This window comes from Phenylobacterium sp., from assembly GCF_030654915.1.
In the GTDB taxonomy this organism is placed as follows: Bacteria; Pseudomonadota; Alphaproteobacteria; order Caulobacterales; family Caulobacteraceae; genus Phenylobacterium.
In genome coordinates this window covers 1-14,178 of record NZ_JAURWM010000384.1, presented here as the reverse complement: position 1 = coordinate 14,178, position 14,178 = coordinate 1, and the positions used below count along the sequence as shown (strand labels likewise).

13 protein-coding genes are annotated in these 14,178 nt (G+C 67.3%); 9 read left to right on the top strand and 4 right to left on the bottom strand.

Annotation, left to right across the window (positions count from 1 at the left end; all coding sequences use genetic code 11):
* The coding region (locus Q7T84_RS19880) for a 2-hydroxyacid dehydrogenase (RefSeq protein WP_370653693.1) at nucleotides 1-950 on the top strand (950 nt) is incomplete at its 5' end.
* Nucleotides 951-972: 22 nt separating this feature from the next.
* On the opposite strand, the gene Q7T84_RS19875 is transcribed toward Q7T84_RS19880, so the two are convergent.
* On the bottom strand, nucleotides 973-1,410 hold the full coding sequence (locus Q7T84_RS19875) for a response regulator (RefSeq protein WP_304812532.1): 438 nt from the start codon (nucleotides 1,408-1,410) through the stop codon (nucleotides 973-975).
* Between the two features lie 236 nt (nucleotides 1,411-1,646).
* Between Q7T84_RS19875 and Q7T84_RS19870 the strand changes: the two genes are divergently transcribed.
* From Q7T84_RS19870 to Q7T84_RS19840, 7 genes are all read left to right on the top strand, one after another.
* The gene (locus Q7T84_RS19870; RefSeq protein ID WP_304812530.1) at nucleotides 1,647-2,618 is read left to right on the top strand and encodes a metalloregulator ArsR/SmtB family transcription factor; all 972 of its coding nucleotides are present in this window, start codon (nucleotides 1,647-1,649) and stop codon (nucleotides 2,616-2,618) included.
* Nucleotides 2,615-3,547 (top strand): methylenetetrahydrofolate reductase [NAD(P)H], encoded by a 933-nt coding sequence (gene metF, locus Q7T84_RS19865; protein WP_304812528.1) that lies wholly within the window; start codon nucleotides 2,615-2,617, stop codon nucleotides 3,545-3,547. The genes Q7T84_RS19870 and metF overlap by 4 nt, the downstream gene beginning before the upstream one ends.
* Nucleotides 3,544-4,407 carry a subclass B3 metallo-beta-lactamase gene (gene bla, locus Q7T84_RS19860; protein ID WP_304812526.1) on the top strand — a complete coding sequence of 288 codons (864 nt, stop codon included), beginning with the start codon at nucleotides 3,544-3,546 and terminating at the stop codon, nucleotides 4,405-4,407. The genes metF and bla overlap by 4 nt, the downstream gene beginning before the upstream one ends.
* The gene (locus tag Q7T84_RS19855) at nucleotides 4,404-5,465 is read left to right on the top strand and encodes a homocysteine S-methyltransferase family protein (protein WP_304812524.1); all 1,062 of its coding nucleotides are present in this window, start codon (nucleotides 4,404-4,406) and stop codon (nucleotides 5,463-5,465) included. The genes bla and Q7T84_RS19855 overlap by 4 nt, the downstream gene beginning before the upstream one ends.
* A complete protein-coding gene (locus Q7T84_RS19850; RefSeq protein WP_370653692.1) occupies nucleotides 5,465-6,451 on the top strand; it encodes a D-alanine--D-alanine ligase in 987 nt (328 codons plus the stop codon). Before Q7T84_RS19855 ends, Q7T84_RS19850 begins: the two co-directional genes overlap by 1 nt.
* Nucleotides 6,452-6,532: 81 nt before the next feature.
* On the top strand, nucleotides 6,533-9,199 hold the full coding sequence (gene metH / locus Q7T84_RS19845; protein WP_304812521.1) for a methionine synthase: 2,667 nt from the start codon (nucleotides 6,533-6,535) through the stop codon (nucleotides 9,197-9,199).
* Nucleotides 9,200-9,277: 78 nt separating this feature from the next.
* Nucleotides 9,278-9,925, top strand: coding sequence for a PEPxxWA-CTERM sorting domain-containing protein (locus Q7T84_RS19840; protein ID WP_304812519.1), 648 nt, complete (start codon nucleotides 9,278-9,280; stop codon nucleotides 9,923-9,925).
* 185 nt (nucleotides 9,926-10,110) lie between these two features.
* Here the strand turns inward: Q7T84_RS19840 and Q7T84_RS19835 are convergent, their stop codons facing one another.
* Complete coding sequence (locus Q7T84_RS19835; protein WP_304812517.1) at nucleotides 10,111-10,305, bottom strand: hypothetical protein; 195 nt, start codon at nucleotides 10,303-10,305, stop codon at nucleotides 10,111-10,113.
* A 475-nt stretch (nucleotides 10,306-10,780) separates the two neighbouring features.
* Nucleotides 10,781-11,989: a benzoate/H(+) symporter BenE family transporter gene (locus Q7T84_RS19830; protein WP_304812514.1), complete on the bottom strand. Its 1,209-nt coding sequence runs from the start codon at nucleotides 11,987-11,989 to the stop codon at nucleotides 10,781-10,783.
* Nucleotides 11,990-12,117: 128 nt separating this feature from the next.
* Here Q7T84_RS19830 and Q7T84_RS19825 point away from each other — a divergent pair, with 128 nt between their 5' ends.
* On the top strand, nucleotides 12,118-13,575 hold the full coding sequence (locus Q7T84_RS19825; protein WP_304812512.1) for a PLP-dependent aminotransferase family protein: 1,458 nt from the start codon (nucleotides 12,118-12,120) through the stop codon (nucleotides 13,573-13,575).
* A gap of 335 nt (nucleotides 13,576-13,910) precedes the next feature.
* Here Q7T84_RS19825 and Q7T84_RS19820 read toward each other — a convergent pair.
* A partial coding sequence (locus tag Q7T84_RS19820) for an SDR family oxidoreductase (RefSeq protein WP_304812508.1) occupies nucleotides 13,911-14,178 on the bottom strand: 268 nt, incomplete at its 5' end.

The window sequence follows — 14,178 nt, the reverse complement described above, 5'->3', positions numbered from 1 at the left end:
AAGCCGCGACCCCGCCCGTCGTCCTCATCTCGCACGAGATGCTGCTGCCGATGCAGGCGGCGCTGGAGCCGACCTACCGGGTGATCCGGCTCTGGGAGCATCCCGACCGCCTGGACTTTCTCGAAGGGCCGGGGCGGGAGGTCCAGGCCATCGTCCACGCCGGCGAGGTCAAGCTGCCGGTCGACTTCCTGTCGGAGATGCCCAGGCTCGGCCTGATCGCCTGCGTCAGCGTCGGCTATGACGGCGTCGACGTCCCCTGGTGCCACGCCCAGGGCATCGCCGTGACCCATTCGCAGGGGCTCAACGCCGACGACGTGGCCGACCACGCCGTCGGCGCCTTCCTGGCCGCCTGGCGCGGCATCGTCACCGGCGACCGGATGGTGCGGGAAGGGCGCTGGACCCATGCCGACCGCATGCGCCCGCGTCCGGGGCTGAAGGGCCGCAAGGCGGGCATCGTCGGGCTGGGCCATATCGGCCAGGCCATCGCAGGCCGCCTTGAGGCCTTCGGCCTGGAGGTGGCCTGGTGGGGGCCCAACGCCAAGGACAGTCCCTGGCCCCGGGCGCAGAGTCTGCTGGCCCTGGCGCGCGACAGCGACGCGCTGTTCGTGGCCTGCCGCGGCGGGGCCGACAACCACCACCTGATCAGCCCGGCGGTGATCGAGGCGGTCGGCGCGCGCGGCTGCATCGTCAACGTCTCGCGCGGCTCGGTGATCGACGAGGACGCCCTGATCGCGGCCCTCAGGGACCGCAGGCTGGGCATGGCGGCGCTGGACGTGTTCGAGACCGAGCCGACCCCGGCGGCGCGCTGGGCCGACGTCCCCAACACCGTGCTGACCCCGCACACGGCCGGCGGCACGCTGGAGAGCATTCCGAAGATGGTCGGCCAGACGCTGGAGAACCTGCGGCGGTTCTTCCACGAGGAACCCCTGTTGTCGCCGGTCCAGGCCTGAGCGGCCGGACGGGGCGGCGGCTTCAGATGTAGGCGTGGTCTTCGTCGGGTGCGGCGGCCGGCGCCGGCCGCGCGGGCGGCGCCAGCGCCGCCTCCAGCCGGGTGAGCACGGCGGCGGGCGAAAACGGCTTGGTGATGAAGGCGTTGACCCCGGCGGTGACGCCGCCCTGGACCACGCTCTGGCTGGCCTGGGCCGTGGCCATGATCACCGGCAGGCCGGACACCGCCCGATCGACCGAGGCCCGGATGGCCCGGGTCAGGGCGATGCCGTCCATCGGCGCCATGACCATGTCGGTGAACACCACGTCGACGGTGCGGGTCTGCAGCAGCCTGAGGGCTTCGGGGCCGCTGGCCGCCTGCTCGGTCTCCAGCCCGGCCGACTGGAGAATCTGGCTCAGGAAGGCCCGGGCGTGCCGGTTGTCATCGACGATCAGCACGCGATGTGGCGATGAGCTGGACATGGAACCCCCGGGACGCGTGACCCGGACGATCTGCCCTCCAGGGTCTTGACCGGGGATGAACGCGCGGTCGGAAAACCCGAAACGGGTGGCGATTTGTCCGGGTCCGGCCGGCGAGGCCTGGCGTCGGACCGACCCGGCGCGCGCGATGCTGGACGCTCGCCGCGGGCGGCCCTAAGGCTTGTCGGCGGCCGGCAAGGTCGTTGACATAATGACATAAAGATATCTTTATATCCCTCATGACGCTGAGTTCGAGTCAGACGGTGGACATCCTGCGGGCGGCCGGCGAGCCGACCCGGTTGCGCATGCTCGCCCTGCTGGCCCGCGAGGAGCTGTCGGTGCTGGAGCTGTGCCAGGTGCTGGACCAGAGCCAGCCCCGCGTCTCCCGCCATCTCAAGCTGCTGGCCGAGGCCGGGCTGGTCGAACGATTTCCTGACGGCGCCTGGGTGTTTTACCGGCTGGCGGCTGTGGGCGACGCGCGGCGTCTGACCGACGAAGCCCTGAAGTCGATCGATCCCGCTGACCCGATCCTGGCGCGAGACGCCGAGCGGTTGCAGTCGGTGCGGGGCGAGCGTTCCACCGAGGCTGGCGAGTACTTCGCGCGCAACGCCGCGCGGTGGGACGAAATCCGCTCGCTCTATGTTTCCGAGACCGCGGTCGAGGACGCGATCCTGCAAGCGGCGGGTCCTGGACCGTTCAAACGGCTGGTGGACCTGGGCTCGGGTACGGGCCGGATGCTGACCCTGCTGGGCCCCAACGCCGAGGCGGCGCTGGGCCTCGACCTCTCCCAACAGATGCTGAACATCGCTCGCAGCCACGTGGCCGAGGCCGGCCTGGAACGCTGCGAGTTGCGCCATGGCGACATCTTCGGCACCCGGCTTCCGCCGCACAGCGCCGACCTGGTGGTGGTCCATCAGGTGCTGCACTACCTGGCCGACCCCGCCGCCGCGGTGCGCGAGGCTGCGCGGCTGGTCGCCGAGGGTGGCCGGTTGCTGATCGTCGATTTCGCGCCCCACGCCTTGGAATTCCTGCGCGAGCAGCATCAGCATCGCAGGCTGGGCTTCTCCGAGCCGGAGATGGAGCGCTGGCTGAGCGAAGCTGGCCTTTCGAAGGTTCGGGTCGCGGCCCTGCCGCCGGAGCGCGGCGAAGGCCTCACCGTCAAGATCTGGGTCGCCGAGCGCGCCCGCCAACCCCAAAGGAGCGCCGCATGAGCCCTCATGAAACCGCGCTCGGACCTGTGGCTCGCGCCGGCGCTGGAACCGCGCCGCGTCCGTCAGTGTCGTTCGAGTTCTCGCCGCCGAAAGGGCCAAAGAGCGAGGCGAGCCTGTGGGAGGCGATCCGCCGGCTGGAGCCGCTGAACCCGTCCTTCGTCTCCGTCACCTATGGCGCGGGCGGTTCCACGCGCGACCGCACCCATCGCACCGTCGTGCGGATGCTTAACGAGACCACCTTGAAGCCGGCTGCGCACCTGACCTGCGTCGAGGCCACCCGCTCCGAGGTGGACGAGGTGATCAGGGACTATTGGGCCGCCGGCATCCGCCACATCGTGGCCCTGCGCGGCGATCCGCCCGGTTCGCTGGGCGGCGCCTACACCCCGCGCCCGGACGGCTATCAGAATGCGACGGAGTTGACCGCGGGCATCCGCGCCATCGGCGACTTCGATGTCAGCGTCGGCCTCTATCCGCAGATTCACCCGGAAAGCCCCTCGGTCGAGCACGACATCGAGGTGCTGAAGGCCAAGATCGATGCGGGCGCCACGCGGGCGATCACCAACTTCTTCTTCGACATCGACGGCTACTTGCGTTTCGTCGACAAGATCCGGAAGGCCGGGGTCACCATCCCGATCCTGCCGGGCATCATGCCGGTGAGCAGCGTCGAGGGGCTGAGCAACATGTCCCAGCGGGTCGGGGTGACCATCCCCGGCTGGTTGGCGAATCTGTTCGAAGGTCTCGACAGCGATCCGGAGACCCGCAAGCTGATCGCCGCTTCTGTGGCGGCCGAGATGTGCGTGCGACTGACGGAGGAAGGCTTCTCCGACTTCCACTTCTACACGCTCAACCGCGCTGATCTTGTCTATGCGATCTGCCGGGTTCTAGGCGTGCGAGAGACCGCCCATTCATCCACGGAGGCCGCGGCGTGAGAGCCCTTGTCACTGGACTGACCGCGAGTCTGGCCCTGGCGGGCGCCGCCACGGCCCAGACGCCCGCCGCCTGGACGACGCCGACGGCCCCGTTCCAGCTGGCTGACAACCTCTACTATGTCGGGACCGAGGGGCTGTCCTCGTTCCTGATCACCACGCCGCAGGGCCACATCCTGATCGACGGCGCCATGCCCACCAGCGCCAAGGACATCGAGGCCAGTATTACGTCGCTGGGCTTCAAGCCGAGCGACGTGAAGATACTGCTGAACAGCCATGCCCACTTCGACCACGCTGGCGGATTGGCGGAGCTGAAGCGCGACACCGGCGCCAAGCTCGCGGCCAGCGCCGCCGACCGCGGCGCGCTGGAGACCGGAACCTATCCCGGCTCGGAGGACGTGAAGGCTTTCGACTTCCCGCCGGTGAAGGTGGACCGCGTGCTGAACGACGGGGACCAAGTGACCCTGGGCGGAGCAACGCTGACCGCCCATATCACCCCGGGCCACTCGGCCGGCTGCACCACCTGGACCTTCCCGCTCACGATTCTGGGGCAAAAGCACGAAGCGGTGCTCTATTGCAGCACCTCGGTCGCCGCCAACCGCCTGGTCTCCAAGGCCAAGGGACCGCAGTATCCGGGCATCGTCGAAGACTACCGCAAGGCTTTCGCCAAGCTGAAGACCCTCAAGGCGGACGTTTTCCTAGCTCCGCATGGCGAGCAGTTCGGTATGGAGGCCAAGCGCGCCAAGCTGGCCTCTGGCGCGCCGAGCCCCTTCGTCGATCGCGGTGAACTCACCCGCGCCATCGCTCAGTCCGAGGCCGCTTTCGACACCCAACTGGCTAAGCAACAGAAAGCCGCGCAATGACTCGCCAGGACCGCATCACCCAGCTGAAGGCCATCTCCAAGGAGCGGGTGCTGATCCTCGACGGCTCCTGGGGCGTGATGATCCAGAAGCGCGGCCTGGTAGAGGCCGACTATCGCGGCGACCGTTTCACTGATCACAAGCTGGACCTGAAGGGCAACAACGACCTGCTCTGCATCACCCGGCCCGACATCATTTCGGACCTGCACGACCAGTATTTCGCGGCCGGCGCGGACATTTCCGAGACCAACACCTTCTCGGCCACCACCATCGCCCAGGCTGATTACGAGTGTGGCGACGCGGTCTACGACATCAATTTCCAGGGCGCGAAGCTCGCCCGCGCCTCGGCCGACGCCTGGACCGCCAAGGAGCCGCACAAGCCGCGCTTCGTGGCCGGCTCGATCGGGCCGCTGAACAAGATGCTGTCGATGTCGTCGGATGTGAACGATCCCGGCGCGCGCCTGGTGACGTTCGAGGAGGTCTATCAGGCCTATCGCGAGCAGATGATCGCCCTGCACGACGGCGGGGTGGACATGTATTTGATCGAGACCATCACCGACACGCTGAACTGCAAGGCGGCTATCAAGGCGATCCTTGATCTGGAAGATGAAGGCTATGAGCCGCTGCCGATCTGGATCTCGGGCACCATCACCGACCGTTCAGGGCGCACGCTTTCGGGCCAGACGGTCGAGGCGTTCTGGAACTCGGTGAAGCACGCCAAGCCGTTCGCCATCGGCCTGAACTGCGCGCTCGGCGCCGACCTGATGCGGCCGCACATCGCCGACCTGGCGCGGGTGGCTGACACCCTGGTCTCGGCCTATCCGAACGCCGGCCTGCCGAACGCCATGGGCGAATATGACGAGCAACCGCACGAGACCGGCCATCAGCTGCACGAGTGGGCCAAGGACGGGATCGTCAACATCCTGGGCGGTTGCTGCGGCACGACGCCCGATCACATTCGCCACGTGGCGGACGCCGTGAACGGGGTTAAACCGCGCGAGATTCCGGAGCGGCCGATCGCTATGCGGCTCGCCGGCCTGGAGCCGTTCGAGCTGGCTTGATGATGCGCACGACCATCCTGTTTGGCGGTCTTAACCGCGAGCGTCTTGTCTCCGTGGCCAGCGCTCAGGCGCTTTCGGCCGCCTTGCCGCAGGCTGACCTCTGGTACTGGGCGCCAGGCGGCCAGGTTCATGAGGCCGACCCGGCGGCCCTGGCTGCTCACCAGCGACCCTTCGAGGTCGACTTCCCGGCGACCGGCAAAGCGATCGGCCTGATCGAGGCTGCGTTGGACCGCGCGGCGGCGGAGGGCCGGGTGCTCGTCCTGTCGATGCATGGGGGCGCGGCCGAGAACGGTGAGTTGGCGGCGCTTTGCGAAGCACGTGGGGTGCCGTTCACCGGATCTGGCGCGGCGGCCAGCCGGCTGGCCTTCGACAAGGCCGCCACGAAGGCCGCGGCGGCTCTGGTCGGCGTGACCTCGCCCGGCAGCGTCTCCATCGAGGCCGCGGCCGAGGGGCTGGCCAAGTACGGCCGCCTGGTGGCCAAGCCGATGGCTGAGGGCTCGAGCTATGGGCTGATCTTCGTGAACGCCGAGGCCGACCTCGCCACCCTGGCCGAGGTCGCGAAACGGGAGACCTACCTGGTCGAACCCTTCATCGCCGGGGCCGAGGCCACCTGCGGGGTGCTGGAGCGCGACGGAGAATTGATCGCCCTGCCGCCGGTCGAGATCCGTCCGGCCGACGGCGCCTTCGACTATGCGAGCAAGTACCTCGCCGCCGCCACCCAGGAGATTTGCCCCGCGACGTTCGGCGCCGAGATCAATGCGGCTCTGCAGGCCGGGGCGTTGAAGGCGCACCGGGCCGTGGGCGCAAGTGGCTATTCGCGCAGCGACTTCATCGTCACCGACCAGGGCGTGGTGTTCCTGGAGATCAACACCCTGCCTGGACTGACCAAGGCCTCACTCTATCCCAAGGCGCTCGCCGCCGCGGGGATCAGCTTCATCGACTTCCTGAACGGCCAGATCGCCCTGGCCGCCGCGCGCGCGGCATGACGCGCCAACTAGGCTCGGAGCATCCGGGTCAAGCCATCTTCGCGGGCGACGCCTGCGCCCATAACGCATAAGAGCCCGCTCATGAGACCCATCTTTATCAACGTCGGCGAGCGGACCAATGTCACCGGCTCGGCCAAGTTCAAGAAGCTCGTCGTCGCCGGGGATTATGCCGGCGCCTTGAGCGTCGCGCGTCAGCAGGTCGAGGCTGGGGCCCAGGTCATCGACGTCAATATGGATGAGGGTCTGCTCGACTCGGCGCTGGCCATGACCACTTTCCTCAACCTGGTCGCCGCGGAGCCGGACATTGCTCGGGTTCCCGTCATGGTTGATTCTTCAAAGTGGGAGGTCATCGAGGCTGGTCTTCGTTGCGTGCAGGGCAAGTGCATCGTCAACTCGATCTCGATGAAGGAAGGCGAGGCCAAGTTCATCGAGCAGGCCAAGTCCTGCCTACGCTATGGCGCCGCCGTCGTGGTCATGGCCTTTGACGAGGTCGGCCAGGCCGATACCGCTCAGCGTAAGATCGAAATCTGCCAGCGCGCCTACAAGATCTTGGTCGAGGAGGTCGGCTTCCCGCCCGAAGACATCATCTTCGACCCCAACATCTTCGCCGTCGCCACCGGCATCGAGGAGCACGACAACTACGCCGTCGACTTCATCGAGGCCGTCAAGGTCATCAAGCAGAGCCTGCCCTATGCGCGGATCTCGGGCGGGGTCTCCAACGTCTCGTTCAGCTTCCGGGGCAACGAGCCGGTGCGCCGGGCGATCCACTCGGTGTTCCTCTACCACGCCATCAACGCCGGCATGGACATGGGCATCGTCAACGCCGGCGACCTGCCGGTCTATGACGACATCCCGGCCGAGCTGAAGGAGGCCGTCGAGGACGTGATCCTCAACCGCCCGCAACGCGACCCGGTGCTGTCCAACACCGAGCGGCTGGTCGAACTGGCCCCGAAGTACAAGGGCGGCAAGTCCGAGCAGAAGGGCCCGGACCTGACCTGGCGCGAGGGCGCCATCGGCGCGCGCATCACCCACGCCCTGGTCCACGGCGTCACCGAGTTCATCGAGGCCGACACCGAGGAGGCGCGCCAGCAAGCAGAGCGCCCGCTGCACGTCATCGAAGGTCCGCTGATGGACGGCATGAACGTGGTCGGCGACCTGTTCGGCGCGGGCAAGATGTTCCTGCCCCAGGTCGTGAAATCGGCCCGGGTGATGAAGCAGGCCGTGGCCTATCTGATGCCGTTCATGGAAGCCGAGAAGGAAGGCCAGGTCCGCCAGGCGGCCGGCAAGATCCTGATGGCCACCGTCAAGGGCGACGTCCACGACATCGGCAAGAACATCGTCGGCGTGGTCCTGCAGTGCAACAACTACGAGGTCATCGACCTGGGGGTCATGGTCTCGGCCGACCGCATCCTGGACGAGGCCAAGGCCCACAATGTCGATATCGTGGGCCTGTCGGGCCTGATCACGCCCAGCCTGGACGAGATGGTCTATGTGGCCGGCGAGATGGAGCGGCGCGGCTTTAACATTCCGCTGCTGATCGGCGGCGCCACCACGTCGAAGACCCACACCGCGGTCAAGATCGAGCCGGCCTACAAGGCGGGCTCCACCACCTATGTGCTGGACGCCAGCCGCGCGGTCGGCGTGGTCTCCAACCTGCTCTCGCCCACCGAGAAGGACCGGGTCCAGGCCGAGACCCGCGCCGACTACATCAAGGTGCGCGAGCAGTTCGCCCGCGGCCAGAACAACCGCGCCCGCGCCAGCCTGGTCGACGCTCGCAAGAACGCCTATCAGCCCGACTTCAGCGCCTATGAGCCGCCGGCGCCGAGCTTCCTCGGCACCCGCAGCTTCGTCGCCTACGACCTGGCGGACCTGGCCCAGCACATCGACTGGTCGCCGTTCTTCGCCAGCTGGGAGCTGATCGGCCGCTACCCGCAGATCCTGGAGGACGACGTCGTGGGGGAGGCCGCGCGCGACCTCTTCAAGGACGCCCAGGTGATGCTGAAGCAGATCATCGAGGAGAAGTGGTTCGAGGCGCGCGGCGTGATCGGCTTCTGGCCGGCCAACGCCGACGGCGACGACGTGGTGCTCTACACCGACGAGACCCGCACCACCGAGCTGACCCGCCTGCACACCCTTCGCCAGCAGATGGCCAAGGACAAGAGCCGCGAGGACGGCGGCCGCGCCAATGTCGCGCTGTCCGACTTCATCGCCCCGATCGGGACCAAGCCCGACTGGGTCGGCGGCTTCGCCGTTACCGCCGGCCACGGCGAACTGGAGATCGCCGAGAAGTTCAAGGCGGCTGGCGACGACTATTCGGCGATCCTGGCCGCGGCCCTGGCCGACCGGCTGGCCGAGGCGTTCGCCGAGGCGATGCACCGGCGCGTGCGCACCGAGCTGTGGGGCTATGCTCCCGACGAGCCCTTCGATATCGACGCCCTGATCGGCGAGACCTATCGCGGCATCCGTCCGGCCGCCGGCTACCCGGCCCAGCCCGACCACACCGAGAAGGCGACGCTGTTCAAGATCCTGGACGCGCAGGCGGCCACCGGCATGGAGCTGACCGAAAGCTTCGCCATGAACCCGCCGGCCTCGGTCTCGGGCCTCTATTTCGCGCACCCCGAGGCGCACTATTTCGGGGTCGGCCGGATCGAGAAGGACCAGGTCGAGGACTATGCCCGCCGCAAGGGTTGGGAACTGAAGGTCGCCGAACGCTGGTTGGCGCCGATCTTGAATTACCAGCCTGTGTAGAGGCGGGACTGTCCCGTCTTGATCCGCCGCGTCCGTCACAAAAGGTGTCGAGCGCGGTGGTGTTGGAGGGGTATCTCTATGAAGATCTCGCTGAAAGCGGCGGCTCTCGCCGTCCTCGCGGTTTCCGCCATCGCCGGTTCGGCCAACGCCGCCGTCACCGTCTCGCACACGTCCGACAACCTGAACCTGCCCGCGGGCCAGGTCATGGTCTGGGACTTCGACGGCCTGCAAGCCGGCGGCTACGGCGTCACCACCACCGGTACGGTGAACATCTATAGCGGCGCCGACGGCCTGATGTCGGGCATCTCGGCTCCGCCCCCCGGCGACCTGAGCAACTATGCCGCCGTGCTCGGCGGCGGCGCGCTCACCCTGAGCACCCCGGCGATCAAGCTGCTCAGCGTCTATATGGGCTCGCCGGACGCCTACAATTCGATCCGCTTCAACTTCTCGGACAACACCTCCGAGCTGCTGAGCGGCACCCAACTGGCCGGCGGCGCCTTCGGCGGCGACCAGTCGATCGGTCGCCGGATGACCTACACCTTCGGCGGCAAGACCGTGACCTCGGTGGTGTTCGCCTCGAGCCAGAACTCGTTCGAGTTCGACAACATCGCCACCGTCTCGGCGGTGCCGGAACCGGCCACCTGGGCCATGATGATCATGGGCTTCGGCCTCGCCGGCTCGGCCGTGCGCAACAGCCGTCGCAAGACGGCCGCCGCCTTCGCCTAAGCCGACCTAGTTCTGAAGTAGAGTACCCGCGCCGCCGGTCCGAAAGGGCCGGCGGTGTTTTTTGTGGTTGGGCGTTTTGCGCCAGATGCAGACTCTAGCACTCGAGCACAAAGCTGACTTTCAGCAGACGCGACCGCCAAGTCTGAACGCCACCCTGCGCTGCTCGTATCGGTCGTTGATCAAGCCTACGTTTCAATGGCCTCTTCGGCCGCGTCCAGCAACACCTCGGCGGATGCGATGGCCGCCTCTGGCGTCAGGGCTAGAGAAACGCCTTGAGGGCCGACGATTACTACAGAATCAGGATGGACTTCGACGACGAGGGGGTTCGTCTCCCGGTCATCGAGAATAATAATGTCGCCCTGTTGGATTGAGTTTTTCATAAATGACAACTTACACCACCAATTGAGCGGAAAGACTTAACCTCTGGATCGCGATTTCCTTGGGAATAGCAGGTCGTTTGATTGACGGCATGAGCTGAGATCGGCTTGGCTTGCCGAGCGATCGCCCGCCAGTCCGGCAGCGAAGTGGAGCCAACATCAGCTCGGCGCCAGCAGGAGACATTGGCACGCCGCCCGCAAACGGACTTCGTGATGGGTCTTGAAGCTGCAGGGCCGCGCCCGGCGCGCCCCAACCGAACGCCGGAGACGACGGCGCCGTTTGGAGGAAAGTCGCCTGGCGCCACCACTAGGCATCGCGAGCAAGCCGAATGCGAACCTGATCGGCGGTCTGCGAACCGCCGCTGGGTTCCTGCTGTTTCCGCACAGGCGACGCCGTAAGGGGGGCAGCGTCAGGCGTTGAGCGTCCGCATCGCGTCGGTCGTCGGCTCCATGCTTGTCGGTAGCCGCAACGCGCCGCTTAGGCGGACAGGTACGTGCGCGGACGGCGCGGCAGGACGCCGTTGAGGACGAGATGGGCGACAAGACCGATCACCAGCCCCCAGAACGCGCCTCCCACGCCGAGCAGCTTGATGTTCGCGGCCGAGGCCAGGAAGGTGATCAGCGCCGCCTCCCGCGACGCCGGATCGGCCATCGCGCTGGCGAGGGCGCCGCCGATCGTGCCGAGTAGGGCCAGGCCGGCGAGCGTGGTGATGAAGGTCGCCGGGAACGCCATGAAGACGGCGGCGAGCGTCACGCCGAACACCCCGACCAGCACGTAGAAGCAGCCCGCAGCGATGCCGGCGACCCAGCGCTTGGTCGGATCTTCGTGGGCTTCCTTGCCGGTGGCGATCGCGGCCGTGATCGCCGCGATGTTGAAGGCGTGCGAGCCGAACGGCGCCATGATCAGCGACCCAAGCCCCGTCGCGGTGACGATCGGATTGGCGCTGGTCTTGAAGCCGTCGTTCCGCAGCACCAGCATCCCCGGCATGTATTGGCCGGTCAGGGTGATGAGAAACAGCGGCAGCGCGACCGAGAGCAGCGCGTTAAGCGAAAATTCCGGCCTGGTGAAGATCGGTGCTGCGAACTCCAGCTTCAGCCCCCCCAGATCGACCCGGCCCTGCGCGAGCAGGAAGACCAGTCCGAGAACGAGGATGCCGACCACCGCATAGCGGGCGTGGAAGCGCTTCATCACCAGATAGGCGACGATCAGCAGGCCCACCAGCAGCGGGTCGACGCCGGCGCCGCCAAACGCGCCGATCCCGAACTGCAGCAGGATGCCCGCGAGCAGCCCGGAGGCGATCCCCGGCGGGATCAGGCGGATCACCTTGTCGAAATAGCCTGACAGTCCGAGGGCGACGAAGGCCGCCGCCGAGACCATGTAGGCGCCGACCGCCTCGCCATAGGGCGTGGTGGCGAGCGCCGTAACGAGGAACGCCGCCGCCGGCGTCGACCAGGCGGTGATGATCGGCTCCCGATACCGCCAGCTGAGGAAGAGGCCGGACAGTCCGACGCCGATCGAAACGGACCAGACCCAAGAGGCGGTCAGCTCCGGGCTGAGACCAGCCGTCTTGGCGGCCTGGAAGACCAGAATGAACGTGCCGCCGTAATTGACGATGACGGAGATCAGCCCGGCCACGACCGGATGCGTCAGGTCGCGCAGGCGGACGGGCGATGGGCTGGGGGACATGGAAGCTCCTGAGTCTGGGTGCGGGCCGGCGCGGCGGGTTGACATCTATCCGGGCAATGGCCTGATTGGCCCCGCCATTTTGACCGAGTCGTCCAGACCAATTGTTCAGACATTCGCAGCTTGAGTCCGTGAAGGCTTGGCTTGCCCACCCCGCCCATGCGGCCATGCCGCTTCATGCGCGAATTCAACGGGCGATCCGCCAATTGATCCTTGATCATGCGCTGGGGGCGGGCAAACCGTTGCCGGCCTCACGCGCGCTGGCGAAGTCGCTCGGGGTGTCGCGCGACACGGTCGAGGCGGCCTATGGGCAGCTTCACGCCGAAGGGTTCATCGAGCGCCGCGTCGGCAGCGGAAGCTTCGTGGCGCAGGTCACCGAGCTCACGACCGGGCGGCGGTCCACCCTGCAGGCCGCGCCATCGGGGCCCCTTAATCTCAGCAAGCGCGGAAACGCGGTGTTCCGCGGTGGCGGGGTCCGCGAGCGGCTCTCACTACGACCGTTCGCTCACGGGGCGCCGGAGACGCGCACGTTCCCACTCCATCTCTGGGAACGGCTGGAACGGCAGGTGCTGAAGGAGAGCGGCACGCAAGCTCTCCTCCACGCCGATCCGCAAGGTGTCGAGCCGCTGCGGCGCGTCATCGCCGACTATGTGAACCTTGAGCGCGGCGCGCGCGCTACGGCTGACCGGGTTCTGGTCCTTACCAGCTCACAACAGGCGCTGACGCTCTGCGCGAACATGCTGCTCGACCCCGGCGACCGCATCTTCATCGAGGACCCGGTCTACTACGGTGCGCGCCGAGCGTTCGACGCGGCGGGCCTGGAGTGCGCGCCCGTCGGCCTTGACCGTCAGGGCCTGCTGGTCGACCAGATCCTGAACGATCCGCGCGGCGCCAAGGCCGTTTTTCTCACGCCATCCCATCAGTTCCCGACCGGGGCGACGCTGTCGCTCGATCGCCGTCTGGCGCTTATCGAGTGGGCGGCCAGGCGGCAGGCCTGGATCATCGAGGACGACTACGACAGCGAATTCCACTACGCCGGCAAGCCGACGGCCTGCGCGCAAGGCCTCGATCCGCACGACCGGACCCTCTATGTCGGCACCTTCACCAAGTCCCTCTTCCCCGGACTGCGGATCGCCTACGTCGTGCTCCCGCCCCAGCTCGTGGAGCCAATGACGGTCGCGCGCACCCTGCTTGACGGGCATTCCGCCCCGATCGCGCAACTGACGCTCGCGAGGTTCATGGAAGGCGGGCACTTCGGCGCGCATGTCCGATCCATGCGCGGCGTCTACGCCGAACGGCTGGGCGTCCTGGTCGACCTCGTCGAAACGCACCTGTCGGATTTCGTGGAGGCCGAGCCTCCGGCGGGAGGCCTTCAGATGCCCTGCCTGCTGACCTGCGGCCTGGTCGAAGGCGCGGTCGTCCAAGCGGCGCGGCGAGCCGGGATCGAGTTGCTCGGACTATCGGGGCTCCACGTCGGCGAGTCCGGGCGGCCGGGTTTCCTGATGGGTTTCGCCGCCTATACGCCCGACGAGATCGAGGTCGCGATCAGGAAGCTGGCCAGTGTGTTCCAGGCCATGACGAAGGCTTAGTCTCGCGCCGATTGTGGCTCAGCTCGCGTGAGACCATTGTTCACGCACCGCGTCCGCAAGCATACCTCGGCCATGACGCGGACCGCAGGACTGCGTGCCGCGCAGCGGAAGTCGCCGACGTGAGCTAAGAGCCCAACGCGGTCATTGCCGTCTTCGGCGGGCTCGATGACCAGAAGCGGACCCTCCGATGGTCGGCTTGGAGCCCGAAGCAGTCCAAGCCGGCGGCGTTGCCATCACTGGGCCATTTCCATCATCGCCCGCTGTCGCGTTGCATTGACGCTGGCGACCAATCCAGCGCGACGGCGCGTTCCCCCATATCGTAGCCCCGACCCCTGTCAGTCGAGCTCCTGCACCCCGCCGCCAGACACCGTCAGCACCTGGCCGCTGATCCACGCCGCGGCGGGCGAGCACAGGAACAGGGCGGCGTTGGCGATGTCTTGGGGGGCGCCGAGGCGGCCTAGGGGCGTGTGTTTCAGCATGGCGGCTTCGATTTCCGGGGTCAGGACCTTGGCCAGGGCGCCGGTCTTGATGGCGCCCGGCGCGATGGCGTTGACGCGGATGTCGGCGGCGCCCAGGTCGAAGGCGACGTTGCGGGTCACGTGA

Coding starts and splice junctions, on each gene's coding strand:
- Q7T84_RS19875 (WP_304812532.1), bottom strand. CDS start 1,410: ATGTCCAGCTCATCGCCACATCGCGTGCTGATCGTCGATGACAACCGG.
- Q7T84_RS19870 (WP_304812530.1), top strand. CDS start 1,647: ATGACGCTGAGTTCGAGTCAGACGGTGGACATCCTGCGGGCGGCCGGC.
- metF (WP_304812528.1), top strand. CDS start 2,615: ATGAGCCCTCATGAAACCGCGCTCGGACCTGTGGCTCGCGCCGGCGCT.
- Q7T84_RS19855 (WP_304812524.1), top strand. CDS start 4,404: ATGACTCGCCAGGACCGCATCACCCAGCTGAAGGCCATCTCCAAGGAG.
- Q7T84_RS19850 (WP_370653692.1), top strand. CDS start 5,465: ATGATGCGCACGACCATCCTGTTTGGCGGTCTTAACCGCGAGCGTCTT.
- metH (WP_304812521.1), top strand. CDS start 6,533: ATGAGACCCATCTTTATCAACGTCGGCGAGCGGACCAATGTCACCGGC.
- Q7T84_RS19840 (WP_304812519.1), top strand. CDS start 9,278: ATGAAGATCTCGCTGAAAGCGGCGGCTCTCGCCGTCCTCGCGGTTTCC.
- Q7T84_RS19835 (WP_304812517.1), bottom strand. CDS start 10,305: ATGAAAAACTCAATCCAACAGGGCGACATTATTATTCTCGATGACCGG.
- Q7T84_RS19830 (WP_304812514.1), bottom strand. CDS start 11,989: ATGTCCCCCAGCCCATCGCCCGTCCGCCTGCGCGACCTGACGCATCCG.